28 protein-coding genes are annotated in these 25,827 nt (G+C 71.8%); 19 read left to right on the forward strand and 9 right to left on the reverse strand.

The features are described from left to right. Positions 1-16: 16 nt before the first annotated feature. The 9 genes from EDM22_RS04325 to EDM22_RS04365 all read left to right on the forward strand — a co-directional run bounded on the left by EDM22_RS04325 (position 17) and on the right by EDM22_RS04365 (position 9,615). Positions 17-1,705, forward strand: a complete 1,689-nt coding sequence (locus EDM22_RS04325; protein ID WP_122935837.1) for a SulP family inorganic anion transporter — start codon at positions 17-19, stop codon at positions 1,703-1,705. Then, the gene (locus EDM22_RS04330; RefSeq protein ID WP_122935838.1) at positions 1,698-2,369 is read left to right on the forward strand and encodes a GAP family protein; all 672 of its coding nucleotides are present in this window, start codon (positions 1,698-1,700) and stop codon (positions 2,367-2,369) included. The genes EDM22_RS04325 and EDM22_RS04330 overlap by 8 nt, the downstream gene beginning before the upstream one ends. A gap of 80 nt (positions 2,370-2,449) precedes the next feature. After that, entirely contained in the window at positions 2,450-4,324 is a 1,875-nt protein-coding gene (locus EDM22_RS04335; protein ID WP_122935839.1) for an alkyl/aryl-sulfatase, read from the forward strand. 121 nt (positions 4,325-4,445) lie between these two features. After that, the gene (locus EDM22_RS04340) at positions 4,446-4,877 is read left to right on the forward strand and encodes a DUF6325 family protein (RefSeq protein WP_122935840.1); all 432 of its coding nucleotides are present in this window, start codon (positions 4,446-4,448) and stop codon (positions 4,875-4,877) included. 9 nt (positions 4,878-4,886) lie between these two features. Further along, positions 4,887-5,246: an SHOCT domain-containing protein gene (locus EDM22_RS04345; protein ID WP_122935841.1), complete on the forward strand. Its 360-nt coding sequence runs from the start codon at positions 4,887-4,889 to the stop codon at positions 5,244-5,246. Positions 5,247-5,255: 9 nt separating this feature from the next. Further along, positions 5,256-6,320 (forward strand): AI-2E family transporter, encoded by a 1,065-nt coding sequence (locus EDM22_RS04350; protein ID WP_245989181.1) that lies wholly within the window; start codon positions 5,256-5,258, stop codon positions 6,318-6,320. A gap of 139 nt (positions 6,321-6,459) precedes the next feature. Beyond that, entirely contained in the window at positions 6,460-7,608 is a 1,149-nt protein-coding gene (locus EDM22_RS04355; protein ID WP_122935843.1) for a type III polyketide synthase, read from the forward strand. Beyond that, positions 7,605-8,405 (forward strand): methyltransferase domain-containing protein, encoded by an 801-nt coding sequence (locus tag EDM22_RS04360; protein ID WP_245989182.1) that lies wholly within the window; start codon positions 7,605-7,607, stop codon positions 8,403-8,405. The genes EDM22_RS04355 and EDM22_RS04360 overlap by 4 nt, the downstream gene beginning before the upstream one ends. Continuing rightward, entirely contained in the window at positions 8,392-9,615 is a 1,224-nt protein-coding gene (locus tag EDM22_RS04365; RefSeq protein WP_122935844.1) for an FAD-dependent oxidoreductase, read from the forward strand. The genes EDM22_RS04360 and EDM22_RS04365 overlap by 14 nt, the downstream gene beginning before the upstream one ends. A 63-nt stretch (positions 9,616-9,678) precedes the next feature. On the opposite strand, the gene EDM22_RS04370 is transcribed toward EDM22_RS04365, so the two are convergent. After that, entirely contained in the window at positions 9,679-10,119 is a 441-nt protein-coding gene (locus EDM22_RS04370) for a nitroreductase family deazaflavin-dependent oxidoreductase (protein WP_122935845.1), read from the reverse strand. A gap of 277 nt (positions 10,120-10,396) precedes the next feature. Here EDM22_RS04370 and EDM22_RS04375 point away from each other — a divergent pair, with 277 nt between their 5' ends. Next, positions 10,397-12,613, forward strand: a complete 2,217-nt coding sequence (locus tag EDM22_RS04375; protein ID WP_212591887.1) for an ATP-dependent Clp protease ATP-binding subunit — start codon at positions 10,397-10,399, stop codon at positions 12,611-12,613. A 3-nt stretch (positions 12,614-12,616) separates the two neighbouring features. Here the strand turns inward: EDM22_RS04375 and EDM22_RS04380 are convergent, their stop codons facing one another. After that, complete coding sequence (locus tag EDM22_RS04380; RefSeq protein ID WP_245989204.1) at positions 12,617-13,873, reverse strand: MFS transporter; 1,257 nt, start codon at positions 13,871-13,873, stop codon at positions 12,617-12,619. Between the two features lie 165 nt (positions 13,874-14,038). After that, on the reverse strand, positions 14,039-14,632 hold the full coding sequence (locus EDM22_RS04385; protein WP_122935847.1) for a hypothetical protein: 594 nt from the start codon (positions 14,630-14,632) through the stop codon (positions 14,039-14,041). A 163-nt stretch (positions 14,633-14,795) separates the two neighbouring features. Here EDM22_RS04385 and EDM22_RS04390 point away from each other — a divergent pair, with 163 nt between their 5' ends. Beyond that, positions 14,796-15,845 (forward strand): zinc-dependent alcohol dehydrogenase family protein, encoded by a 1,050-nt coding sequence (locus EDM22_RS04390; protein WP_122935933.1) that lies wholly within the window; start codon positions 14,796-14,798, stop codon positions 15,843-15,845. 91 nt (positions 15,846-15,936) lie between these two features. On the opposite strand, the gene EDM22_RS04395 is transcribed toward EDM22_RS04390, so the two are convergent. Further along, positions 15,937-16,530, reverse strand: coding sequence for a nitroreductase family protein (locus EDM22_RS04395; RefSeq protein WP_122935848.1), 594 nt, complete (start codon positions 16,528-16,530; stop codon positions 15,937-15,939). 226 nt (positions 16,531-16,756) lie between these two features. Here EDM22_RS04395 and EDM22_RS04400 point away from each other — a divergent pair, with 226 nt between their 5' ends. Then, on the forward strand, positions 16,757-17,314 hold the full coding sequence (locus EDM22_RS04400) for a flavodoxin domain-containing protein (RefSeq protein ID WP_122935849.1): 558 nt from the start codon (positions 16,757-16,759) through the stop codon (positions 17,312-17,314). 21 nt (positions 17,315-17,335) lie between these two features. Here EDM22_RS04400 and EDM22_RS04405 read toward each other — a convergent pair whose 3' ends face one another. Beyond that, on the reverse strand, positions 17,336-18,427 hold the full coding sequence (locus EDM22_RS04405; protein WP_245989184.1) for a threonine aldolase family protein: 1,092 nt from the start codon (positions 18,425-18,427) through the stop codon (positions 17,336-17,338). Positions 18,428-18,524: 97 nt separating this feature from the next. Between EDM22_RS04405 and EDM22_RS04410 the strand changes: the two genes are divergently transcribed. From EDM22_RS04410 to EDM22_RS19790, 3 genes are read left to right on the forward strand one after another with little or no spacing between them, the layout of a single operon-like run. Further along, positions 18,525-19,277, forward strand: a complete 753-nt coding sequence (locus EDM22_RS04410) for an ABC transporter ATP-binding protein (RefSeq protein ID WP_122935850.1) — start codon at positions 18,525-18,527, stop codon at positions 19,275-19,277. Next, positions 19,274-20,575, forward strand: a complete 1,302-nt coding sequence (locus EDM22_RS04415) for an ABC transporter permease (protein WP_122935851.1) — start codon at positions 19,274-19,276, stop codon at positions 20,573-20,575. Before EDM22_RS04410 ends, EDM22_RS04415 begins: the two co-directional genes overlap by 4 nt. 17 nt (positions 20,576-20,592) lie before the next feature. Further along, positions 20,593-21,255: a TetR/AcrR family transcriptional regulator gene (locus tag EDM22_RS19790; RefSeq protein ID WP_212591888.1), complete on the forward strand. Its 663-nt coding sequence runs from the start codon at positions 20,593-20,595 to the stop codon at positions 21,253-21,255. 2 nt (positions 21,256-21,257) lie between these two features. On the opposite strand, the gene EDM22_RS20235 is transcribed toward EDM22_RS19790, so the two are convergent. Next, a complete protein-coding gene (locus EDM22_RS20235) occupies positions 21,258-21,440 on the reverse strand; it encodes a dihydrofolate reductase family protein (RefSeq protein WP_122935852.1) in 183 nt (60 codons plus the stop codon). Positions 21,441-21,488: 48 nt separating this feature from the next. On the opposite strand from EDM22_RS20235, the gene EDM22_RS20240 reads away from it, so the two are divergent. Next, positions 21,489-21,653, forward strand: coding sequence for a hypothetical protein (locus EDM22_RS20240; RefSeq protein WP_170964014.1), 165 nt, complete (start codon positions 21,489-21,491; stop codon positions 21,651-21,653). A gap of 163 nt (positions 21,654-21,816) precedes the next feature. Here EDM22_RS20240 and EDM22_RS04430 read toward each other — a convergent pair whose 3' ends face one another. Both EDM22_RS04430 and EDM22_RS04435 read right to left on the reverse strand, forming a co-directional pair. Beyond that, a complete protein-coding gene (locus EDM22_RS04430) occupies positions 21,817-22,338 on the reverse strand; it encodes an SRPBCC family protein (RefSeq protein WP_122935853.1) in 522 nt (173 codons plus the stop codon). Further along, the gene (locus EDM22_RS04435; RefSeq protein WP_122935854.1) at positions 22,335-22,670 is read right to left on the reverse strand and encodes an ArsR/SmtB family transcription factor; all 336 of its coding nucleotides are present in this window, start codon (positions 22,668-22,670) and stop codon (positions 22,335-22,337) included. The genes EDM22_RS04430 and EDM22_RS04435 overlap by 4 nt, the downstream gene beginning before the upstream one ends. Positions 22,671-22,968: 298 nt before the next feature. Here EDM22_RS04435 and EDM22_RS04440 point away from each other — a divergent pair, with 298 nt between their 5' ends. Both EDM22_RS04440 and EDM22_RS04445 read left to right on the forward strand, forming a co-directional pair. Then, the gene (locus EDM22_RS04440; RefSeq protein WP_122935855.1) at positions 22,969-23,535 is read left to right on the forward strand and encodes a gluconokinase; all 567 of its coding nucleotides are present in this window, start codon (positions 22,969-22,971) and stop codon (positions 23,533-23,535) included. A 71-nt stretch (positions 23,536-23,606) separates the two neighbouring features. Next, complete coding sequence (locus EDM22_RS04445) at positions 23,607-23,972, forward strand: UBP-type zinc finger domain-containing protein (RefSeq protein ID WP_122935856.1); 366 nt, start codon at positions 23,607-23,609, stop codon at positions 23,970-23,972. A gap of 18 nt (positions 23,973-23,990) precedes the next feature. Here the strand turns inward: EDM22_RS04445 and EDM22_RS04450 are convergent, their stop codons facing one another. Further along, positions 23,991-24,386: a phage holin family protein gene (locus EDM22_RS04450; RefSeq protein ID WP_122935857.1), complete on the reverse strand. Its 396-nt coding sequence runs from the start codon at positions 24,384-24,386 to the stop codon at positions 23,991-23,993. 105 nt (positions 24,387-24,491) lie between these two features. On the opposite strand from EDM22_RS04450, the gene EDM22_RS04455 reads away from it, so the two are divergent. Further along, complete coding sequence (locus EDM22_RS04455) at positions 24,492-25,823, forward strand: MFS transporter (protein WP_122935858.1); 1,332 nt, start codon at positions 24,492-24,494, stop codon at positions 25,821-25,823. Positions 25,824-25,827 lie beyond the last annotated feature (4 nt).

Raw genomic sequence — 25,827 nt, forward strand, 5'->3', positions numbered from 1 at the left:
GATGGGAGGGGGGCCCATGCAGCGTCCATTCGCCGGACTGACCCGGCGCAACCTGCTCCGCGAGCTTCTCGCGGGTGTCACGCTGCTGGCGATCGCGATCCCGCTGAACATCGGCTACGCGCAGATCGCCGGGCTGCCGGCGACGGCCGGGCTCTACGCGCTCGTGCTGCCCACGGTGGTGTACGCCGTCGTTGTGTCGTCCCGCCAGGTGGTCGCGTCGCCGGATGCCGCGGCTGCGGCGCTCGTGGCGTCGTCGATCGGCGGTCTCGCCGTCGCGGGCAGCGCCGACTACGCGACGCTCGCCCTCGCACAGGCGATTCTGTGCGGCGGGATGTTCGTGCTGCTTGCGGTGTTCAAGCTCGGGTTCCTCGCCAACTTCCTCTCGAAGCCGATCCTCATCGGATTCGTCGGCGGCCTCGCGCTCGACATCCTCGTGAGTCAGGTCGCGAAGATGCTCGGAGTCTCCATCGACTCCGGCGGCGAGTTCGTCGACAAAGTCTCCGAGCTCATCGCCGGCCTCGGCACGGCGAACGCATGGTCCGTGGCGATCGCCGCGGCATCCGTCGCGGTGCTGCTCGGCGGACGGCGGCTGGCCCCGGCGGTGCCATGGGCGCTCGTCGTGCTGATCGCCGCCACCGCAGCGGTCGTGCTCGGCGGACTGGATGCCGAAGGGGTCGACGTTCTGGGAGAGGTGCCCCCGGGGCCGCCCGCGCTCACCTGGCCGATCATCGACTGGACCATGTGGCTGGCGCTCGTCCCATCCGCGATCGCCCTCACACTGGTGACCACGGCCGAGGGGCTCCTCGTGTCCCGGTCGTACGGCGAGCGCCGTGGATACCGCACCGACCCCAACCGCGATCTCCTCGCGTTCGGGCTGGGCAACGTCGCGGCCGGAGCGAGCGGAAGCTTCGCGATGGGCTCGTCGACCTCCCGCACCGCAGCCATGGACCAGGCGGGTTCGCGCACGCAGCTCCCCTCGCTCGTGCTGGCCGTGGGCTCGCTGTTGCTGCTGCTCGTCGGGACGGCCCTCCTCGCCGACATCCCCTCGCCGGCCATCGGCGCGATCGTGGGCGTTGCCATCCTGCCGCTGCTCGGCGTGCGGGAGTTCGTCGCGCTCTGGCGCGCCGATCGTGGCGAGTTCGTCGTGGGTGCGGCGTGCTTCCTCGTGACCCTCTTCGTCGGTGCGATCCCCGGCATCCTCGTCGCGTTCGTGCTCGCGCTCGTCAACCTCGCCCGTCGGGCTGCCAATCCGGCGATCGACGTGCTCGCGTCGACCGGAGAACCGACCGATTCGTTGCTCGTGGAGGCGCCGCGGGGCGAGCTGAGCGCGCCCGGGATCATCGTCGTGCGCCTTGCGGCGCCGCTGTTCTTCGCGAACGGCAGCGTGTTCGACGACGCGGTGAAGCGTGCCGTGCGGGCCGCACCCGAGGAATCCGTGCGCCACCTCGTCATCGACATGGAGGCCGTGACCGATGTCGACGTGACCGGCGCCGAGAGCTTCGATGCGCTCGAGCAGTGGCTCGTGCAGCACGGCATCGCCGTGAGCTTCTCGCGAGTGCGCGAGGATGCGCGGGCCCGACTCGCGCACCTCGGTCTCCTCGGCGACCATCAGGTCTTCGACACGAACCGGGCTGCGATCACCGCACTGGCCGTCGGGGCGCCAGGGGCGCCAGGCGCACCGGAAGGAGGCTACCGGCATGGGTGAGGCCATCGGCGAGGTCCTGCCGCTCGCGCTCGGGATCGCGATCAGCCCGATCCCGATCATCGCGGCGATCCTCATGCTGCTCTCGCCGAAGGCGCGCGGCACGAGCGTCGGGTTCCTGCTCGGCTGGGTGCTCGGCATCGTCGTGGCGGTCGTGCTGTTCACGCTGCTCGCCGCCGTCATTCCCGAGGGCGAGCCGGATGCCGCGAAACCCGTCGCCGGCACGATCAAGATCCTGCTCGGGACGGCCCTGCTGTTCCTCGCCCTGCGGCAATGGCGCAACCGCCCGAAGCCGGGCGAGGAGCCCGCGCTGCCCAAGTGGATGGCCGCGATCGACACGATGACCGCAGGGCGCGGCTTCGGGCTCGGATTCCTGCTTGCGGCCGTGAACCCCAAGAACCTGCTGCTCGGGGCGGCGGCCGGCGTGGTCGTCGGCACCGCGGGGCTCACGGCGGGCGAGGCGGCGCTCGCGATCCTCGTGTTCGTGATCGTCGCCGCGAGCTCGGTCGCGATCCCGGTGATCGCCTACCTCGTGGCGTCGAAGCGCATGGCGGCGCCGCTCGAGTCGCTGCGCACCTGGCTCGTGCACAACAACGCGGCGGTCATGTCGGTGCTGTTGCTCGTGATCGGCGTCGTCGTGATCGGGAAGGGCATCGCCGACTTCTGAGCCGCATCGACGTGACCACGGCTCGGGCTTCTCGGCCACTGACGTCAGTCATCACCACTTCCGAACGAAACGAGGACACCATGGACCACAAGCCGGCCACCCCGTCGATCGAGGCCGCGCACGCTGCACTGCTCGGGAGCCTGCCTTTCGCCGATCGCCAGGACTTCGAGGACGCGGACCGCGGATTCCTCGGCGCGCTCGACCCCGGGGTCGTGCACGCGGCCGACGGCCGGGTCGTCTGGGACAACGACGCCTACGGGTTCCTCGCGGGCGACGCGCCGACCACGGTGCATCCGAGCCTCTGGCGTCAGTCGCAGCTGGCCGCGCGGCAGGGGCTCTACGAGGTCGTCGAGGGCATCTACCAGGTGCGTGGGCTCGACCTCTCGAACGTCACCTTCGTCGAGGGCGACACGGGCGTGATCGTCATCGATCCGCTCATCTCGACCGAGACCGCGGCGGCCGCGCTCGGGCTCTACCGCACGCACCGCGGCGACCGGCCCGTCGTCGCGGTGATCTACACGCACAGCCACGTCGACCACTTCGGCGGCGTCTTCGGCGTGACCTCGCAGGCCGACGTCGACGCGGGACGCGTCGCCGTGCTCGCCCCCGAGGGCTTCGTCGGCCACGCCGTCTCCGAGAACGTCTACGCGGGCACGGCGATGGCACGGCGCGCGGGCTACATGTACGGGGCGGCGCTCGAGCGCGGCCCACGCGACCAGGTCGGCGCCGGGCTCGGGCAGACCACCTCGGCGGGCGAGGTCGGCCTCATCGTGCCGACCCTCGAGATCTCGACCACGGGCGAGACGCACGTGATCGACGGCGTCGAGATCGAGTTCCAGATGGCGCCGGGCACCGAGGCGCCCGCCGAGATGCACTTCTACTTCCCCGGTCGCCGGGCGCTCTGCATGGCCGAGAACGCCACCCACACCCTGCACAACCTGCTCACCCTCCGCGGCGCACTCGTGCGCGACCCGCACGTGTGGTCGACCTACCTCACCGAGGCGATCGAGACCTTCGGCGACCGGGCCGACGTGGCCTTCGCGTCGCACCACTGGCCGACGTGGGGCGGCGACCGCATCGTCGAGTTCCTCGGCACCCAGCGCGACCTCTACGCCTACCTGCACGACCAGACCCTGCGGCTGCTCAACCGGGGCTTCACGGGCGCCGAGATCGCCGAGCTGATCGAGCTGCCGCCGGCACTCGAACACGCCTGGAACGCCCGCGGCTACTACGGATCCGTCAGCCACAACGTGAAGGCCGTCTACCAGCGCTACATGGGCTGGTTCGACGGCAACCCGGCGCGGCTCTGGCCGCACCCGCCGGCCGAGCTCGCCACCCGCTACGTCGACGCGATGGGCGGCCCGGACCGGGTCGTCGAGCTCGCGCAGGCGGCGTTCGACGCGGGGGACTTCCGCTGGGCGGCCACGCTCCTCGACCACGCCGTGTTCGCCGACGAGGCGCATTCCGGCGCGCGGGCGCTGTACGCCGACACGCTCGAGCAGCTCGCCTACGGCGCCGAGAACGGCACGTGGCGCAACTTCTTCCTCTCGGGGGCGACGGAGCTGCGCGAGGGCGCCTTCGGCACGCCGACGGCCACGAGTGCTCCCGCGATCGTCGCGCAGCTCACGCCGGAGCAGCTCTTCGACGCGATCGCCATCTCGGTCGACGGACCGAGGGCGTGGGACCTCACGATCGCGCTCGACGTGACCCTCACCGACCTCGATGCCAACTACCGGGCGACCCTCCACAACGGCGTGTTCATCTCCGTCGAACGGGCAGCGGATGCCGCATCCGCCGACGCCACCGTCACGACCACCAAGCCGCGCCTCATCGCCCTCGTCGGCGGCGACCTCGCCTCGCCCGGACTCGACGTCGCGGGCGACGCCGGCGTGCTGCAGGCCCTGCTCGGCGTGCTCGACGCCGGCGACCCGTCGTTCGCGATCGTGACGCCGTAGCAGCCCGAACGATACGGGACCTTCGTCGCGTCGGCGCCAGGCCCCCACGGCTTGAATCGGTTCTGGCGGCCGCGGGGCCGCGCGGATAGTCTGCACACACAACGGCCTCAGGGGGGAACCAATGGCGGAATTCGAATACGGTCCGGTCGACATCTATCTGATCGCATTCCCGGGATCGAGGCTCGACGACGCGACGCTCGAGGCGCTCGGCGAACTGATGATCGGGGAGGCGGTGCGCCTGCTCGACATGCTCATCGTGTCGCGCGGCGACGACGGCGAGGTCACGGTGCGGGAGTTCGAGGAGTTCCGCGACGAGTACGGGTTCACGGTCGTCGAACTCGAGGCATCGGGCCTCCTCGGCGACGAGGACGTCGAGGAACTCGGCGCATCGATCCCGCCGGGCTCGTCGGGTGCGCTGCTCGCTCTCGAGCTCCTGTTCGCGAAGCGGCTGGCGTCGAGCTTCGCCGCCTCGGGCGGCGAGGTGCTGCAGGTCGAGCGCATTCCCGCGCAGGTCGTCAACGACGTGCTCGCCGAGGCGAGCGACGAGGAGTAAGGGGAGATCATGCCACTTCGCAGAATGGGACGACCGGGACTCATCGGCATGGCCGCGCGCACCGCGGTCGTGGCCGGTACCGCGACGGCGGTGAGCGGCAACGTCGCCCGCCGCCAGAACGCGCGGGCCCAGGGCAAGGCCGACGAGCAGGCCGCCGCAGAGCAGCAGGCGTACGAGGCGCAGCAGTACGAGGCGCAGCAGGCAGCGGCAGCGCAGGCGGCGTACGCGCCGCCGCCCCCGCCGCCGGCAGCGGCGCCCGCGGGCGGAACCGACGTGGTCGCCGAGCTGCAGAAACTCGCCGGGCTGCGCGATCAGGGGATCCTCAGCGAGGACGAGTTCGCCGCGGCGAAGGCCAAGCTCCTCGCCTGACGGGGTGACGTGAGCGGAGTCGATCCGACGGTGCAGGGGCGCGCGTGGCTTCCACGCGCGCCCCTCGTCGTCATCGCGACGATCCTCGTGCTCGCCGCACTGTCGTTCGCGCGCGAGATCGTCGCGCCGCTCGCGCTCGCCGCGGTGCTCGTGGTCATCGTGCACCCGCTGCGGCATCCGCTCGAACGCCGTGGCTGGCCCCGGTGGGCCGCGAACACGGTCGTGATCGTCGTGGTCTACCTGATCCTCGCCGTGCTCGCCGCACTGCTCGTGTTCGCCGCGGGGCGCTTCACGGTGCTCGTAGGCGACTACGTCGAGCAGATCGGCGGCGTCGCCGACGCGACCGCCGCCTGGCTGTCGTCGGTCGGGCTCGACCCGGCGACGGCCGAGAGCGTCGTGGCCGCGTTCGATCCAGCCCGGCTGCTCGAGCTCGCCCAAGGGGTGACCGGCTGGCTGCTCGGCTTCGCCACGGCGTTCTTCTTCGTGCTCGGCTACGTGATCTTCATGGCCGCCGACGGCGGGCGCTACAGCGGGGCCGACCGCCGGTTCCCAGGCCACGCGCGCACGGTCGAGCGGATCCGCTCCGTCAACTCCGCGGTGCGCCGGTACTACGTCGTGAACGCGTCGTTCGGCGCCGTCGTCGCGGTCATCGACGGCCTCGCCCTGTGGGCGCTCGGCATCCCGGCACCGGCGGTCTGGGCGATCCTCGCGTTCGTCACGAACTTCATCCCGAACATCGGGTTCGTGATCGGGCTCGTGCCGCCGGCGGTGCTCGCCTTCGTCATCGGCGGCGTGCCGCTCATGCTCGCGGTCGTCGCCGTCTACTGCGTGGTCAACGTGGTGCTCCAGGTGCTCGTGCAGCCCAAGTTCGTGAGCGACGCGGTGAGCATCTCGCTGACGCTGAGCTTCTTCTCGGTGATCTTCTGGACGTTCGTGATCGGCCCGCTCGGCGCCATCCTCTCGATCCCGTTCACCCTCCTCGCGCGGGAACTCCTGATCGGCGAACCCACCGCCGCCCGCTGGTGGCGGTGGCTGTCGGGCGACCGGGACGCCGCGTTCGTCGCGCCCGGCTGAACCACGACGCATCCGGAGCCCGTGGCACTCTGGACCCTGCCACGCTCGCGGGTTAGTCTGCGAGAACTCGCGGGTCGGTCTGCGAGAAAAGGGGGGTCGCCATGCCGCAGTTCCGACCGATCGAAGCCGGGGGAACGGCATGAGCGCCGCGATCTCGCTCCGGGGGCTCTCGACGGTGGTGCCGTCGACCGTGCTCATCCAGGAGGAGGTGCGCGACGTGTTCGCCGCCCAGCCGGGCCTCAACCGGCTCGCGCAGCGCATCGTCGCGACCTCGTTCAACGTGTCGGGCATCGAGCGGCGCTACACCGTGCTCGAGGAGCTCACGTACGAGGCGCGCGAGGGCGAGCCGGTGTTCTTCGACCAGGCGACCGGTGAGCTCCTCCTTCCCGGCACGAAGGCCCGCAACGAGATCTACGCCGAGGAGGCGACGCCGCTCTACGTCGAGGCGGGCAGGGCGGCGATCGCGGCGACGCCGGGCATCGAGGCATCCGACATCACGCACGTCATCACCGTGTCGTGCACGGGCTTCTACGCGCCCGGGCCCGACTTCATGGTCGTGCGCGACCTCGGCCTGGGCGCGGCCGTGCAGCGCTACCACCTGGGCTTCATGGGGTGCTACGCGTCGATGCCGGCGCTGCGGCAGGCGGCGCAGTTCTGCGCGGCCGACCCCGACGCGGTCGTGCTCGTGATCAGCGTCGAGCTGTGCACGCTGCACCTGCGCTCCTCGAACGATCCCGACACGATCGTGGCGTCGTCGCTCTTCGCCGACGGCGCCGGCGCCGGCATCGTGACCGCGCGTCCGCTCGAGCCGGGCGAGCGGGCGTTCGCGCTCGACCGCTTCGAGACGCGCGTGACGCCGGTGGGCGAGGGCGACATGGCGTGGAAGATCGGCGACCACGGCTTCGAGATGGTGCTCTCGAACGCCGTGCCCTCGATCATCGACGACCACATCACGGGCGCGCTCGAGCCGCTCTTCGCCCCCGAGGCCGACCTGGCCGAAGCGCTGGCGACGGATGCCGCGAGCGACGCGGTGGCGCACTGGGCGATCCACCCCGGCGGCCGCAGCATCCTCGACAAGGTCGAGTCCCGCCTCGCGCTCACCGAGGCACAGCTCGTGCCCGCCCGTGAGACCCTGCGCGACTTCGGCAACATGTCGAGCGCGACGGTGCTGTTCGTGCTGCGCAACATCCTGCTGTCGGATGCCGCCGCCGACGGCGACCGCGTCGCGGCGATGGCGTTCGGCCCGGGGCTCACCGTCGAGTCCGCGCTCATGACCGTGCAGGCGTGACGGGAGGCGCCGGCGTCGTGGACCGCGGTCGGGCTCGGCGGCCGGCCCGGCGGCCGGCCCGGCGGCCGACCCGACGGCCGGTCGACCTGGCCCACCGTGACGTCGACGCGGTCGAGCTCATGGACGACCCCGCCGCCGACCCCGTGACCCTCGACCGCACCTATGACCGCTTCCGGCTCGTCAACGCGGTCGTATCGAACCCCGCCGCCGTGTACCGCGACTGGGTGCGGCCGCGACTGTCGGTCGCGCACACGACCCGGCTGCTCGACGTCGGCGCGGGCGGCGCGGACCTGCCACGCGCGCTCCTGGCGCGGGCGCGTCGCGACGGCCTCCCGCTCGAGGTCGTGGCGATCGACCCCGACGAGCGGGCGGCGGCCTGGGTCGCGTCGCAGCCGCCCGTGCCGGGGCTCGAGTTCCGGCGGGCGATGAGCCGCGAGCTCGCCGACGCGGGCGAGCGCTTCGACGTGGTGCTGTCGAACCACGTGCTGCACCATCTCTCGCCCGAGGAGCTCGGTGCGCTCCTCGCCGACTCCGAGCGGCTCGTCGCGCCCGGCGGGGTCGCGGTGCACGGCGACATCGCCCGAGGCCCGTTCGCCTACGCGGGGTTCTGGCTCGGCACGCTGCCGTTCGCGTGGAACCTGCTCGCCGGATCGTTCATCCGCGCCGACGGGCTCACGTCGATCCGCCGCTCCTTCACCCCCGGCGAGCTCGCCGTGGCCGTGCCGGCGGGATGGCGGGTGCGGCGGGCGTTTCCGTCACGGCTCGAGCTCGTGTGGGGCGACGATGGCGACGCGTGAGCCGGCGCGGCGCGAGCCGGCGGGGCGTGCGGATGCCGCGGGCCCCGAGCCGGCGAGCCGTGCGGATGCAGCGGGCGGCCCCCGCATGCACGACGTCGCGATCGTCGGGGCGGGCGCCGTCGGCCTCCTGCTCGGCTGCCTCCTCGCGAAGCGCGGACTCGACGTGGTCGTGCTCGAGCGCCGCACCGAACCCGCCGGACGCACACGCGCGATCGGCATCCACCCGCCGGGACTCCGCGCGCTCGACGCCGCCGGGGTCGGCGACGAGGTGCGGGCGCGGGCGGTCGCGATCCGCGGCGGCCGGGTGACGTGCGACGGACGGGTGCTCGGCGCCCTCGAGTTCCGCCGCACCGGCGCGGTGCGCTCGCTGCCGCAACGCGAGACCGAGGCGCTGCTCGAGGCGCGGCTGCGGGAGTCGCCCAGCGCGGAGCTCCGCCGCGGAGTCGAGGTGCGGGGCGTCCACGACCGGGGCACGCACGTCGACCTCGATGCGACGACGGCCGAGGGACCCGTGACGGTGGCGGCGCGCTACGCAGTCGGGGCCGACGGAGTGCGCAGCGGCATCCGCGAGCTCATCGACGCCGGCTGGCTGCCGCGGCGCGGGCGGGCGCACTACGTGATGTGCGACACGCGCGACGACACGGGGGAGCCCGACGTCGCGCTGCTGCACTTCGAGCGGGCCGGTGTCGTCGAGTCGTTCCCGCTGCCGGGCGGCGAGCGGCGCTGGGTGGCGTGGGTTCGGCGACCGCTCGAATCGCCCACGGCCGAGTCGCTCGCGACGATCGTGGCGACGCGAACCGGGGGCACGTTCGACACGGATGCCGCCGGCGCGCCGACCGCGTTCGAGGCGCGCCAGCACCTGGTGCGGCGCATGGCCGTGGGGCGGGTCGCCCTCGTCGGCGACGCCGCGCACGAGGTGAGCCCCATCGGCGGACAGGGCATGAACCTCGGCTGGCTCGACGCCGTGCAACTGGACCGCGAGCTCGCCCACGCCTTCGCCGCGGGCGCGCCGTTCGACGCGTTCGCCGCCTACGACCAGTCGCGGCGCGCCGCGGCCTCGCGCGCCATCCGCCAGGCGGGCTTCAACATGGCGATGGGCGGACCGACCACCGGCGTGCGCCTGAAGGCCCGCAACGCCGCGGTGCGGGTGCTCGCGGTGCCGCCCTTCCGCGGCGTGCTCGCGAGCGCGTTCACGATGCGCTGGCTCTGAGCGGATGCCGCCGGCGCACCGGCCCCGGCCGCGCGCCCCCGCCCGCGCCCGCGCGCCCGGCACTCAGGTGGTGATGCGCGTGAGCACGAAGAGCGGGATCTGCCGGTCGGTCTTGGCCTGGTAGTCGTCGTAGGCGGGCCAGGTCTCGGTGGCGCGCTTCCACCACTCGGCCTTCTCGGCGCCGGTGACCTCGCGGGCCTCGTAGTCGTGCTTCTCCGGGCCGTCCTGCAGCTCGACGTGGGGGTGCGCCTTGAGGTTGAAGTACCACGCGGGGTGCTCGGGGCGGCCGCCCTGCGACGCGACGACGGCGTACTCGCCCTCGTGCTCGACGCGCATGAGCGCGGTCTTGCGCAGCTTGCCGCTCTTCGCGCCCACGGTCGTGAGCACGATCACGGGCTTGCCGCGCAGCAGGTTCGCCTCGGCGCCCCCGGTCGCCTCGTACGTCTCGGCCTGGTCGCGCGCCCACTTCGACGAACTCGGCGCGTACTCGCCCTGCAGTGGCATGGTTCCTCCTCGATCGGCTTCCCCTCACGCTAACGCCGGATGCCGCGTGCCGATTCCTCCGGGAACGCCACGCGCCCGCGACATCCCGCCACACGCGGGCCGGAGCCCAGCATGGGCGGGGCGCAGCGGCCGCTTCCGGCATCGACAGCGCCGCGGCATCCGTCTAGCGTGTGAGGCGGGGGAGCGGCCGGTGCGCCGACGAGATCGGCGAAGCCGGAATACCGACCTCTTCGGGAAAGTTGAGTGGAGTAGACTCAAGTTTGAAGAAGGGATTCCCGTGGCCAACATGCAGGGCGCGCCGAGCACGCAGGAGGAGCAGAAGTCGGCGCTCGAACAGTACGGCGTGAACCTCACCGAGATCGCCAAGCAGGGCAAGCTCGACCCCGTGATCGGCCGTGACGCCGAGATCCGCCGGGTCAGCCAGGTGCTCACGCGTCGCACCAAGAACAACCCCGTGCTCATCGGCGAGCCCGGCGTCGGCAAGACCGCCGTGGTCGAGGGCCTCGCGCAGCGCATCGTCGCGGGCGACGTGGCCGACTCCCTGAAGGACAAGCAGCTCGTGGCACTCGACATCTCGGCGCTCGTCGCCGGTGCCATGTACCGCGGCCAGTTCGAGGAGCGGCTCAAGGCCGTGCTCAAGGAGATCAACGACGCCGAGGGCAAGATCATCACCTTCGTCGACGAGCTGCACCTGCTCATGGGAGCCGGCGGCGGCGAGGGCTCCGTCGCGGCGTCCAACATGCTCAAGCCCATGCTCGCGCGCGGCGAGCTGCGGCTCATCGGCGCGACCACGCTCGACGAGTACCGCCAGTACATCGAGAAGGATGCCGCACTCGAGCGCCGCTTCCAGCAGGTCTACGTGGGCGAGCCGAGCGTCGAGGACACGATCGCGATCCTCCGCGGGCTCAAGGGCCGCTACGAGGCGCACCACGGGGTGACGATCACCGACGCGGCGCTCGTGGCCGCGGCATCCATGTCGAACCGCTACATCACGGCGCGCCAGCTGCCCGACAAGGCGATCGACCTCATCGACGAGGCCATGTCGCGGCTCAAGATGGAGATCGACTCGAGCCCGGTCGAGATCGACCAGCTCAAGCGGCGCGTCGACCGGTTGCGCCTCGAGGAGCTCGCGCTCAAGAAGGAGAAGGACGAGGCCTCGAAGGAGCGCCTCGTCACCCTGCAGGAGACCCTCGTCGACCTCGAGCGCGAGCTCGTGCAGCTCGAGGAGCGGTGGTCGCGCGAGCGGATGAGCCTCAACCGGGTCGGCGAGCTCAAGAAGCAGCTCGACGAGGCGGTCACGCAGCGCGACCGCGCCATGCGCGAGGCGGACTACGCCACGGCGTCACGTCTCGAGTACGAGACCATCGCGCGACTGCAGCGCGACCTCGAGGCGGCCGAGCGGGCCGAGGAGGCGCCCGACGAGCCCCGCATGGTCAACGAGCAGGTCACCGAGGAGGACATCGCCGCGGTGATCGCGCAGTGGACCGGCATCCCCGTCGGCCGGCTCATGCAGGGCGAGACCGAGAAGCTGCTGCACCTCGAGCAGGAACTCGGCAAGCGCGTCATCGGCCAGCGGCGCGCCGTCGCCGCCGTCGCCGACGCAGTGCGCCGCGCCCGTGCGGGCGTGAGCGACCCCGACCGGCCCACGGGCTCGTTCCTGTTCCTGGGCCCGACGGGCGTGGGCAAGACCGAGCTCGCGAAGGCCCTCGCCGCGACGCTCTTCGACGACGAGCACGCGATGGTGCGCATCGACATGTCGGAGTACGGCGAGAAGCACACCGTCGCCCGTCTCGTGGGCGCCCCTCCGGGCTACATCGGCTACGAGCAGGGCGGCCAGCTCACCGAGGCCGTACGTCGGCGCCCGTACTCGGTGATCCTGCTCGACGAGGTCGAGAAGGCGCACCCCGAGGTGTTCGACGTGCTGCTGCAGGTGCTCGACGACGGCCGCCTCACCGACGGCCAGGGTCGCACGGTCGACTTCCGCAACGTCATCCTCGTGCTCACCTCGAACCTCGGGTCGCAGTACCTCATGGACCCCTCCCTCTCGTGGCCCGAGAAGGAGGAGGCCGTCATGGCGGCCGTGCGCCAGTCGTTCAAGCCGGAGTTCGTCAACCGGCTCGACGACCTCGTGGTGTTCGCGACGCTCACGCAGGAGGAGCTCGGCGAGATCGTGAACATCTCGATCGACCGCCTGAGCTCCCGGCTGCACGAGCGGCGCCTCGAGCTCGGCGTCACCCCCGACGCACGCGCGTGGCTCAGCGAGCGCGGCTACGACCCGCTGTACGGCGCCCGGCCGCTGCGCCGGCTCATGCAGGTCGAGGTCGCCGATCGGCTCGCACGGGCCCTGCTCGCGGGCGAGATCCGCGACGGCGACCAGGTCGTGGTGGGGCTCGACCCGAGCGGCGAGCACCTGAGCGTGATGCGCGCCCCGGAGCCGGGCGACGGGCCAGAGGGCGGCGACCACGACGTGATCGACGCCGAGATCATCGAGTAGCCGTCATCCGCCCACGGTCTGCGACGCCTCGGCCACCCCGTTGGCCGAGGCGGGCACCCGGCGCTCGAGCACGAGGGCGAGCACGAGGACGCTCGCGCAGCCGGCCAGCATCGTGATGATGTAGGCGGCGTCCCAGCCGTTCGCGAGCAGCAGGCCCGCGGCGATCGGGCCCGTGATCGCGCCGCCCTGGAACGCCGCCGCGCTCACGGCGTTGACCCGGCCGCGGTTGCGGTCGGTGGCGAGGTCGTTGTACATGGCCGGCACAGTCGGCTGGAGCATCGTCTCGCCGAACGCGAAGATGCCCATGAACGCGAGCACGCCGATCGCGGCGGCGACCGAGTCGGGCAGCAGGCCGGTCGCGCCGAGCACGAGCCATGATGCGGCCCACACGAGCGCCATGACCTGCATCACGCGGGTGCGGCGTCGGCCCGCGATGAGCTTGAGCACCGCGAACTGCAGCAGCACGATCACGGCGGTGTTGACCGCGAACGAGAGGCCGACGACCCGCGTCGACACCTCCGAGACCTGCCGCGCGAACGCCGGGAAGCCCGCCTCCATCTGCCCGTAGCCGATGAACACCGAGATGAACGTGACGAGCGTCAGCCACAGCACCGCCGGCCGGCGCAGGATCTCGCGGTAGCTCCCGCCCGCCTCGTCGTCGGTGCCCGGTTCTCCCTGCGTGCGCACGTGCCGCAGCGGGCCGAGCAGCAGCGCCATGGGGATGAACCCGCTCGCCGCGTCGGCGAGGAAGATCGCCGTGAACGTCGCCGGGTTCTGCACGTCGACGAGGAATCCGCCGATGATGCCGCCCACGCCGATGCCGAGATTGACGAGGGCGAAGTTCACCCCGAAGTACTGCTGCCGCAGCTCGCCGTCGACGATCGTCGCGATGAGTGCGTTGAATCCCGGCCACGAGAGGCCGAAGTTGACGCCGATGAGCACGATCGCGATCGCCGCGACTCCGGGGTGGGTCGCGAAGGCGAGCAGCGTGCAGCCCGCGATCATCGAGCTGATGCCGAAGAGGAGCACCGCTCGCGCGCCGTACCGGTCGATGAGGGTGCCGCCCGGGCCGGTGACCGCCAGCGCGGTGATCGCGATGAGGCTCATGAGCGCGCCGGAGATCCCGAGATCGAACCCCCGCACCTCGTGCAGGTAGATGATCGTGAACGGCAGCGTGAGGCCGCGCCCGAGCGTCTGGATCGCGACCGTCGACAGCAGCCACCGCCCCTCGGTCGGAAGGGCCTTCCAGAACGTCGTCATGCCGGTCACCAGTGCATTCTGCCGGAGCCCACCGACACGCTCCGGACCCATCGGCCCGCGCTGTGGAGAGCGGGTCCGGCTCGGCGCAGTGCAGCCCGCACGCCCGGCCGCGGCACCCGCTCATCTCACCGGGGCGGATGCCGCGTGGGCCCGGTCGGGGCCCGCTCAGCCGATGAACTCCACGATGTCGGCGCAGAAGTCGCGGTTCTCGGTCTCGAAGTGACCCTTCACGTCGGCGCCGAGGAACTCGACGAACTTGTCGTCGTCGGGGTTGGACGGGGTGCCGTTGGTGTCGATCACGATGGAGAAGAAGTTGCGCCCCGTGTCGATGAAGAGGCGATCCCCGTTGTCGTCGTAGTACGTCGTCGGGCCGGTGTGGAGCACCTCGATCGTGATCTTGCCGTCACCGTTGTCCGTCACGTGCAGGTCCTTGTCGACGCCGTGCGAGATCCCCGACAACGTCGCACCGGTCTCCACGTTGGTCCACGAGAACTTCGACGTGAAGGTGCTGCCGCCGTAGTACAGGCCATCGCCGCGCTGCTGGAAGCGGAAGGTGCCCCAGGCGTCCTCGGTGTACAGCACGTCGAACGGAACGACGTCCCGCGTGCACCAGTCGTCGTGCTCGACCTGCTCGATGTGCTCGATGTGGTCGCTCCAATGCTCGAGGTAGGGGCGCGCTGCGGATGCCGGTGCGGCGACCGCGAGGGAGAGTGCGGCGGCGGCGGCGAGCACCGCCGTGATGGATGTCTTCAGGTTCATTGCTGCTCCTCCGGATCGGGTTGTGCGCCCGGCTCGCTCTCTCCCCGCCACGTCACAACTGAGGAATCCTCGCGGATGGGACGAACCGCACGCTACTCCCGACGTGCCTCGACGGTCACCCCCCGTTCGGGCCGGGGTGGCGAGCGCACGTATGCTCGGACGCATGCTCGCCACCGTCATCCATGCTGCCCGTGACATCCGCGTCGAAGAGGTGCCGGACCCGGCCCTCAGCGCCGGGAGCGACGCGATCGTGCGCGTCGTCGCCGCCTGCGTCTGCGGGTCCGACCTCTGGCCCTACCGCGGGGTCACGCCCACGAACGAACCGCACCGCATCGGCCACGAGTTCGTCGGCGTCGTCGAGGCCGTCGGTCCCGACGTGCGCCGCGTGCGGGAGGGCGACTTCGTGATCGCCCCGTTCTACGTGTGCGACAACACGTGCGTGAACTGCGCCAACGGCGTGAGCACCTCGTGCCTCAACGGCAGCTGGTGGGGGAGCGACGACCGGCTCGGCGGGTTCGCCGACGGCGGGCAGGGCGAGCGCGTGCGCGTGCCGCTCGCCGACGGCACCCTCGCGGTCGTGCCCGGCCCGGTCGCCGACGACGAGATCCCCGGGCTCCTCACGCTGAGCGACGTCATGGGCACCGGGCACCACGCGGCGGTCTCCGCGGGCGTCGGCCCGGGCGACACGGTCGCCGTGGTCGGCGACGGCGCGGTCGGCCTCTGCGCCATCATCGCGGCAAAGCGACTCGGCGCCACGACGATCATCGCGATGTCGCGGCATCCGCAGCGCCAGGCCCTCGCCCGCGAGTTCGGCGCGACGCACATCGTCGAGGAACGCGGCGACGAGGGCGTGGCCCGGGTGCAGGAGCTCACCGGCGGTATCGGCGCCGACCGGGTGCTCGAGTGCGTGGGCACGAGGGAGTCGATGGACCAGGCGATCCGGTCGGCGCGCCCGGGCGGCATGGTCGGCTACGTCGGCGTGCCGAACGGCGGCCCCGAGCTGCCGGTGCGTCCGCTGTTCAACCGCAACGTCGGCGTCAACGGCGGCGTCGCACCGGTGCGCGGCTACATCGAGGAACTGCTGCCCGACGTGCGCTCGGGGGCGATCAGGCCCGGCCTCGTGTTCGATCTCGAGCTGCCGCTCGCCGAGGCCGCGGAGGCGTACGCCGCGATGGACGAGCGCCGGGCCACCAAGGTGCTGCTGCGCCCGTAGCGGCCGGCGGATGCCGCGGCATCCGTCCACGCGATGACGAACGACCCGCCGCCGAGACCGGGGGCGGGTCGTTCCGCGTGCGGACGCCGGCTCAGGCCGCGGTGATCACGAGCTCGCCGAGCGGCTTGCGCGAGCGGGGCGCGACCTCGCGCTGGCGCAGCTGCTCGGGGAGCGCGTCGACGTCGCCGAGGCTGCCGAGTGCGGTGATCGAGACGGGCTCGAGGCCGTCGCCGAGCCCGAACGCCTCGCTCAGGCGTGCGACGTCGAAACCGCCCATCTGGTGGGTGTGCAGGCCCTCGTGCTGCGCCTGCACCGAGAGGTGCGCGACGGCCTGTCCCAGGTCGTAGAGGGCCCAGCGGCGGGGCGTCCCCTGCTCGTCGGCGACCTCGGCGACGTTCACGATGAGCACGGCGGCCGAGTCGGCCCAGGCCTGGTTGAAGCCGAGGAGCGCGTCGTGCACGGTCGTGAACTCGGGGGTGCCGCGGCGGGCGACGATGAACCGCCAGGGCTGCACGTTGTTCGCCGACGGCGCCCACCGGGCGGCCTCGAGCACGGTGCGCAGGGTGTCGGCGCCGATCTCGGCCGTGGGGTCGAAGGCGCGCGGGCTCCAGCGCTCGACGAGCGCGCTGATGAGCGGGGCGTCGGTGTCGGCGTTGCGCGAGGTGAGGTCGGTGATGAGGGTCATGATGATTCCTGACTTCCAGTGAGCGGATGTCGGGACTCCATCGGCCCAGATGACTCAACGGATGCTGGGGCCTCCGCTATTCCATGCAATCGCATATTCGCAGGAACGGAGCCCGCGATGGGCGTCGACGACGCCGGGGGACCTTCGCCTCGATGGCCGGGCCGCGAGGGGCATAGCGTTCGAGGCGTCGTCGCCCGTGCGCCGCGCTCGGGCGGAGGGGATCGTGATGAAGGTGCTGGTGGCGTACTCGAGCAAGTACGGAGCGACGAAGGGGATCGCCGAACGAATCGGGTCGGCGATGCGACGGCCCGGCCTCGACGTCGTCGTCGCGCGATGCAAGGACGTGCGGGACCCGTCGGGGTACGACGCGTTCGTCGTCGGCTCCGCGGCGTACATGTTCAACTGGCGCAAGGACGCGCGGAAGTTCGTGCGGCGCAATGCGGAACTGCTCGCCGAACGCCCGGTGTGGCTGTTCAGCAGCGGGCCGCTCGGCACCGACACGGTCGACAAGGACGGCAACGACGTGCTCGCCGGGGCCGAGCCGAAGCAGTTCGCCGAGTTCGACGACCTCGTCGGCCCGCGCGGCATGCAGGTCTTCTTCGGCGCGTTCGATCCCGAGCAGGTGCGCGGCGTCGATCGGATCGTCGCGTGGATGCCGGCGATCCACGACGTGATGCCCTCGGGGGACTTCCGCGACTGGAAGGCGATCGACGATTGGGCGCACCGGATCGCCGACGAGCTCGCGATCCCGGCCGCACCGGCCGCTCCCGACGCGTCCGCCTGAGCCGGCGGGAGCGTCGCCCCGCTAGGCAGCCGCGCGCGCGAGCTCCTCGCGGATGCCCTCGACGAACGCGTCGATGTCGGCCTCCGACGTGTCGAACGAGCACATCCAGCGCACCTCGTTGCGGGCGGCATCCCAGTCGTAGAACTTGAAGCCGCGGTCGCGCAGTCGGTCGGCGACGCCCGCGGGCAGCGTCGCGAAGACGCCGTTCGACTGGGTCCGCTGCGTGAACGCGAGCCCGGGTAGCTCGCCCGCGGCGATGCCCGCGTCGAGCGCGTCGCGCAGGCGGCGGGCCATCGCGTTCGAGTGCGAGGCGTTGCGCAGGTAGAGGTCGTCGTCGAGCAGCGCGATGAGCTGTGCCGACACGAAGCGCATCTTCGACGAGAGCTGCATGTTGAGCTTGCGCAGGAACTTGAGCCCGTCGGATGCCGCGGGGTTCAGCACCACGATGGCCTCGCCGAGCATGGCGCCGTTCTTGGTGCCGCCGAAGCTCAGCACGTCAACGCCCGCGTCGCGGGTGAACGCACGCAGCGGCAGGCCGAGCGACGCCGCCGCGTTCGAGATGCGCGCGCCGTCCATGTGCAGCTTCATGCCGCGCTCGTGCGCGTGGTCGGCGAGGGCGCGGATCTCCTCGACGGTGTACGCGGTGCCGAGCTCGGTGGTCTGCGTGATCGAGACGACGAGCGGCTGCGCGCGGTGCTCGTCGCCCCAGCCCCAGGCCTCGCGGTCGACGAGCTCGGGGGTGAGCTTGCCGTCGTCGGTGGGCACGGTGAGGATCTTGATCCCGCCGACGCGCTCGGGCGCTCCGCCCTCGTCGACGTTGATGTGCGCGGTGCCGGCGGCGATGACGGCGCCCCAGCGCGGCAGCATCGACTGCAGCGCGGTGACGTTCGCCCCCGTGCCGTTGAAGACGGGGAACGCCTCCGCACCCGCGCCGAAGTGCCGTGCGAACACCTGCTGCAGGTGCTCGGTGTAGACGTCGTCGCCGTAGGCGACCTGGTGTCCGTCGTTGGCCGCGGCGATCGCGGCGAGCACCTCGGGGTGCACGCCGGAGTAGTTGTCGGAGGCGAAGCCGCGGATGGCGGCGTCGTGCAGGGGTCGGAACTTGTGGGTCACCCAGCGATTCTCCCAGATTCACGGCACTCATTCAGCAACTGCATCCTATTGTGCAGTAACTGCACTTATGACATGCATCGACTGAAAGGGCAACGCGATGACCATCCCCCTCCTGACGGCGCCGCCCGGGTCCGCCCCGGTCCTGCGCGCCGTCGACCTCACCCGCAGCTACGGCAAGGGCCAGGCCCGATTCGACGCCCTCAAGGGCGTCACCCTCGACGTGCGGCGCGGGGAGTCACTCGCGATCGTCGGCCGGAGCGGCTCGGGGAAGTCCACGCTCATGCACCTGCTCGCGCTCCTCGACCGCCCCGACGCCGGTCGCATCGAGGTCGACGGCGGCGACGTGAGCCGCGCTGCCGCCCGTGAGATCAACACCCTGCGGAACCAGCGGTTCGGCTTCGTGTTCCAGCAGTTCTTCCTCACCGCGGGCCAGACCGTGCTCGAGAACGTGAGCCTGCCGCTCATGATCGCCGGCGTCCCGCCGCGTGAGCGCAAGCGCCGTGCGCTCGCGACGCTCGACCTGCTCGGCCTCGCCGACAAGGCGGGCAACAAGGCCACCGACCTCTCGGGCGGTCAGAAGCAGCGGGTCGTCATCGCCCGGGCACTCGTGAACGAACCCGACGTCATCTTCGCCGACGAGCCCACGGGCAACCTCGACACCGTCACCGGGCACCAGGTGGAGGACATCCTGTTCGGCCTGCAGCGCGATCGGGGCATCACCCTCGTCGTCGTCACCCATGACGAGGAGCTCGCCGAGCGCTGCGACCGGCGCATCACCATCGCCGACGGGCTGCTCGTCGGCCGAGCGGATGCCGCGCCATCCGTCGTCACGGACGGAGCGGACCGATGAGGACCACCGACATCGTGCGCAGTGCCACGCGCAACGCCTTCCGCAGCAAGCTGCGCACCACCCTCACGGTGCTCTCGCTGTTCGTCGGCGCCTTCACCCTCACGCTCACGACCGCGCTCGGTGCCGGCGTGAGCGATTACGTGACCAAGCAGGTGTCGTCGCTCAGCACGGGCGACGTGCTGCTCGTCTCGCCGGCCGCGTCGACCGACACCACCGAGGGCCCGAACGAGTACGACCCGAACGGGCGCCAGCAGTCGAGCCAGGCGAACCCGCTCGGCGCGGGCACGCTGCTGAACGACGACGACCTCGCCGCGATCGCCGCGATCGACGGGGTCGACCGGGTCGACCCCATCCGCCAGGTCTCCGTCGACTGGATCGCCGCGCCGGGCTCCGACGACCCGGCGAAGTTCGAGCTCTCCGTGAACCCGACGTCGTCGATCGGCCGCAGCGACCTCGCCGCCGGCGAGCAGCTCGACCAGCAGGCCGACGAGGCGCAGCTCATCCTCCCCGAGGACTACCTCGACGCGCTCGGGTTCGCCAGCGCCGACGAGGCGATCGGGCAGTCCGTCGAGCTCGGCTACACCGCGGCCGACCGCACCGAGCAGGTCGCCGAGGCCACCATCGTGGGCGTGGCCCGCGCGAGCCTGCTCGCCTCGGGTGCCGGCGCCAACCAGCAGCTCACGGCCGAGATCGCCGACGCGCAGGCGGTACCGGGCCAGCCTGACGCCTATGCCATCGCGGTCGCGTACCTCACCGGCTCGGGCGCCGACGGCGCGGTGACCGACGCCGACGTCACCGTGGTGAAGGCCGGTCTCGCCGACGCCGACCTCGCCGGCCAGACCGTCGAGGACCAGCTCGGGGTCATCCAGACGGTCATCAACGGCATCATCGGCGTGCTCACGGCCTTCTCGATCGTCGCCCTCGTCGCGGCATCCTTCGGCATCGTGAACACCCTCCTCATGAGCGTGCAGGAGCGCACCCGCGAGATCGGGCTCATGAAGGCCATGGGCATGTCGAACGGCAGGGTGTTCGGCCTCTTCAGCCTCGAGGCGGTCGTCATCGGCTTCCTCGGCGCGGGCCTCGGTGCGCTCGCGGCGATCGGGCTGGGCTCCGCGATCTCGTCGGTGGCCGCCGCCGGTCCCCTCGCCGACCTGCCCGGGCTCACCCTGCTGCTCTTCGATCCGGTGAGCGTCGCTGTGGTGATCCTCGTGATCATGCTCGTCGCATTCCTCTCGGGTGTGCTGCCCGCACGGCGCGCAGCCCGCCAGGACCCCATCGAGTCGCTACGGTACGAGTGAGAGAAGGAGCGCAGACCATGTCGACCGCATCCGACCGGCCCGCGGCCTCGCGCCGCCGCAACGCGGCCGAGACGACCGTCGCGATCGAGCGCGCCGCCGTCGAGCTCGTGCTGCAGCACGGCTTCGACCAGGTGACGGTCGACATGATCTGCGAGGCGGCCGGGGTCAGCCAGCGCACGTTCTTCAACCACTTCAAGACGAAGGATGCCGCGCTGCTCGGCCCCGAGCTGCCCACCATCGACGAGCGGGCGGCCCGGGAGTTCATCGTCTCCGACGGGCCGCTGCTCGCGGAGGCGGTGGGGCTCATCCGGGTCGCGCCCGAGCACCTCCCGGTCGACCCGAAGCTCTTCTCCGATCGCATCCGCGCCGTGTCCGCCCACCCGGCGCTGCTCCTGCGACAGATGGAGCGCCTCGGCGCCATCGAGGGCGAGCTCCGCGAGATCATCGCACTCCGACTGCGTCGCCGGGCTGCCGACGGGGCGGATGCCGCCGGCTCCGCCGAGAGCCCCGAGGAGCTCGAGGAGCAGGCCGAGCTCATCACCCACATGCTGGCCGGCGTCATGCGCTACGTCGGAATGCGGTGGGCGCGCCTGTCCGCCACGGGCGCGCTCCCGCCGGGCGCCGCACCCGATGCGGGCCTCGCCGAGACGCTCGACCGCGTCATCCGCAAGCTCGGCTGAGCTCAGCGCAACCGGTAGTGCAGGCCCACGTGCCCGCTCGGGTGCGACACGGCGTGGTCGAGCGCGAGGCGCTGCTCGCCGAGGTCGGCCGGGGTGAACGGCCGGCCCGCGCCGATGAGCACGGGCACGACGCGCAGGTGCAGGTCGTCGACGAGACCCGAGCGGAACAGCTCGTCGCAGAGCATGAGGCTGCCCAGACGACGATCGACGCGTGGCGGCCCTTGAGTTCGGCGATGGAGGTGGCGACGTCGCCGTGCAGCACCTCGAGCGCGTCGTCGCCCCAGGGCGCGTGGTCGATCGCGTTCGAGAACACGTACTTCGGCAGGCGCGCGATCACCTCGGCGACCGGCTCGACGGCGGGGTCGGCGCCCGGCCAGTACCCGGCGAACATGCGATAGGTGTTCCCGCCGAGCAGGATCGCGTCGACCCCCGTGAGCCACTCGAGTTGCTCGGCGTCGGTGGCCGCAGGCTCGTCGACGGCTGTGAAGAAGTCGATGCCGCCCGAGGCGTCGGCCGCGTAGCCGTCGGCCGAGACGATCTGCTCGACGGTGAGGATGCCCATCAGCGGCCCTCGTGCGCGCCGTCGGCGTCGCCGCCCGTGCCGACCGTGGCGAGGTGCTCGGCGAGCACGTCGAAGGCGGAGTCCCAGCCGTCGTAGACGTCCGCGTCGCCGGGCGCCGCCGCGATGCCGAGCAGGTGGAACAGCATCTCGGTGCGGTCGCCGTCGAGCTCGCGCAGCGTCACGGTGATGACGGGCGCGTCGCGGTCGTCGGGATTCCCCCAGGTGTACACGAGCCGCTCGGGCTCCACGATCTCGCGGTAGACGCCGGCCGTCGGGTACTCCGAACCGTCGGCGTCGTTCACCATGGTGTACGCGTAGCGACCGCCGATGCGCAGGTCGATCGCGACGCTGCCGGGCCGGATCGAGATGCCGCGCGGATGCCACCAGGCCGCGGCATCCGCCTGCTCGGTCCAGGCCCGCCAGACGAGCGGGCGAGGCGCATCGAAGATGCGGGTGATCGTGAACTGGGGTGCGGTCGCGTCGCTCGTGGCCTCGGCCACCGACGCGCGTTGCTCGGTCATGATTGCTCCTTCATCGATCGGAGGTGCTCGTCGAGCAGGTCGAACCGCTCGTTCCACTCGCCGCGGTGCCGTTCGACCCAGGCGGATGCCTCGTCGAGGGGCTCGGTGCGCAGGGTGCACGTGCGCCACTGCGCCGTGGCCGTGCGCTCGATGAGGCCCGCGCGCTCGAGCACCTTGAGGTGCTGCGAGATCGCCGGTCGGCTCATCGCGAACGGCTCCGCCAGCTCCCCGACGGTCGTCGGCCCGGCGTGGAGGCGCGAGAGGATCGCGCGCCGCGTCGGATCGGCGAGGGCCTGGAAGACGAGGCTGAGCTCGTCGGTCGCCGCTGCCACTGCGTAAGCAACTCCTTAATTAATGATTCGCTTACGTTACGCCCGAGCGGATGCCGCGTCAAGGGGTGCCCGGGGATTCGATCCCGCCCGCGCTGCGCCGGGGCCGCAACGCACGGGACCCGGTCGGATGGTGCGCCGGTGCGCACCCAGGGAGCGGAATCGCCTGCACCACTCGGCCCGATGGCCCGGAACGCCGTACGATGACGCCGGGCCCAGGGTCAGGCCGGGGCCACGGGCCCGCCCCCGGCCCCGCCCCGGGCTCACGACACGGCACGACACGATGAGAGGCGAACCACCGATGACGAACGAGGCCGAGGCACGCACTGTGCCGGCGCCCGTGCGGGCGTCCGCGCACGGCCTCCGCGTCGTCGTGATGGGCGTCTCGGGAGCGGGCAAGTCCACGGTCGGCGCCCTGCTCGCGGCGCGCCTCGGGCTGCCGTTCGTCGACGGCGACGACCTGCATCCCGCGGCGAACATCGCGAAGATGGCGGCGGGCATCCCGCTCGACGACGACGACCGCTGGGGCTGGCTCGACGCGGTCGCCGAGGTGCTCGCCCGGCCGGGCGGCGCCGTGGTCGCGGCATCCGTGCTCAAGCGGCGCTATCGCGACCGGGTGCGCGCCGGGGCGCCGGGCACCCGATTCGTCGAGCTGCGCGGCACCCTGACGCTGTTGCGCTCGCGACTCGAGCAGCGCGCCGACCACTTCATGCCGCCGCAGCTGCTCGCGTCGCAGTTCGCGGCGTGGGAGCCGCTCGCCGACGACGAGGACGGCCTCGACTACGACGTGGCGCTCGAGCCGGATGCGATCGCCGAGGCGGCCGCCACGGCGCTCACCGGGTCCACGACGGGAGAGCGCCACGGCTGACCCGCCTCGGCACGCACGGCCTCGACGCCGGTTCCTCCCCTTCTGCCGGGGGCGCGGCTAGTGTGGCTCGCATGACCGACGCGACGCCCCCGATCGATCCCGACGTGCCGCCCTCGGGCGAGGGGTGCGTCGAATGCCTCGACGGCGGCGGCTGGTGGCTGCACCTCCGCCGCTGCGCGCACTGCGGCCATGTCGGATGCTGCGACAGCTCGCCCGAGCAGCACGCCTCGCGCCACGCGCGCGAGCAGGGGCATCCGATCGCCCAGTCGTTCGAGCCGGGCGAGGACTGGTTCTGGAACTACGCCACCCACGAGGCCGTCGACGGACCGCGGCTCGCGCCGCCCGACAGCCGCCCCGTCGAGCAGGGCTCTCCGGCGCCGCGCGACCGCGTGCCCGCCGACTGGAAGTCGCGGCTGCACCGGCAGTCGGCGAACTGACCGCAGGCGCCCGGCGACTCAGGCCGCAGCCGCGTTGCGGTCGCCTGCCCGCCGCTTGAGGAAGATGAGCGGGAGCACCCAGCCGCCGAGCGCGGTCACGATCCACACGATGAGGGTCGCGAGCACCCACGTCACGGCGCCCTCGATGCGGATGCCGCCCGGGAACAGCGACGCGATGAGCAGCGCCACGAAGGTCGAGACGAGACCGATGCCGCCCAGGATCGCCGACGCGTACTTTCGCGCGACGTTGAAGATGAACGGCGAGAGCACGCTCTGCGCGATGGCGAACACCGCCACCGCCACGAGGAATCCGCCCCACTCGATGTGGAAGTCGGGGAGGATCCACGAGGCGACGAGGAGTCCGAGGGCGGCGGTCACGAGGTAGATCGCCGCGCGGATGAGGAAGCGCACCATGCCCGGAGGCTATCGGTGCCGTCGGGAACGGGTCAAACGATCGGCTCTTGGCCCCGGCCGCCGCAGCGCGCATGATGAACGGATGAGACGAGCGCGAGACCGGGCATGACCGCCGTCGCCGAGCCGAACCGTGCGGCTCGACGGGTTCAGGGCGTGTACTACACGCTCATCCTCGGCAACACCGTGGCTGCCTCGTTCATCTGGGGCATCAACACCCTGTTCCTGCTCGATGCGGGACTCACGAACCTCGAGGCGTTCGCGGCGAACGCGTTCTTCACCGCGGGCATGGTGATCTTCGAGATCCCCACGGGCGTCGTCGCCGACACGGTGGGCCGCCGCGCCTCGTACCTGCTCGGCACCGCGACGCTCGCCGTCACCACGGTGATGTACTGGCTGCTCTGGCTCTGGCACTCGCCGTTCTGGGCGTGGGCGGTGGTGTCGGTGCTGCTCGGCCTCGGGTTCACGTTCTTCTCCGGAGCGGTCGACGCCTGGCTCGTCGACGCGCTGCGCGCGACGGAGTACCGGGGCACCCTCGAGGCGGTGTTCGGTCGTGCGCAGATCGTGGGCGGCATTGCGATGTTCTCGGGTTCGGTGCTCGGCGGCGTCGTGGCGCAGCTGACCGACCTCGGGGTGCCGTTCCTGATCCGGGCGGGGATCCTCGCGGTCACGCTCGTCGTGGCGGCCCTCCTCATGCGCGACCTCGGCTTCACGCCCGAGCGCGGCGCCGGGCCGATCCGGGCCACACGCAACGTGCTGCGGGCCTCCCTGAAGTACGGACTGGGCGACCCGCCGGTGCGCTGGCTCATGCTCGCGAGCCCGTTCACCGCGGGCGTCGGCATCTACGTCTTCTACGCCCTGCAGCCGTACCTGCTCGAGCTCTGGGGCGATGAGGGCGCCTACTCGATCGCCGGCCTCGCCGCGGCGATCCTCTCGGCCGCGTCGATCGTCGGCGGGGCGATCGCGCCGTTCGTGCGGCGCCGGTTCCGCAAGCGCACCTCGGCGATCCTGCTCGCCACGATCGCGTCGGCCGTGATCCTCGTCGCGCTCGCGTTCACGACGAACTTCTGGGTGGCCATCGTGCTCCTCGCCGGCTGGGGCATCGCGTCGTCGATCGACGACCCCGTGCACCGGGCGTACCTCAACGACATGATCCCCTCGAAGCAGCGCGCGACCGTGCTCTCGTTCGACTCGCTCCTGGGCAGCGCCGGCGGCGTCGTGTTCCAGCCGATCCTCGGGCGCTCGGCCGACCTCGGCGGCTACGGGGCGTCGCTCCTGTGGAGCGGACTCATCTCGGCGATCGCGACGCCGTTCGTGCTGCTCAGCCGCGCACAGCGCTCGCCGGCCGACACCGCGAACGAGGTCACGCCGGCCCCGTCGGGGAGTGCGTCGCCGGCCTCCTCATCGACGGATGCCGCGACCCCGCCCTCGGCCGACTGACACG

The organism is Agromyces tardus, assembly GCF_003710805.1.
GTDB classification, from domain to species: domain Bacteria; phylum Actinomycetota; class Actinomycetes; order Actinomycetales; family Microbacteriaceae; genus Agromyces; species Agromyces tardus.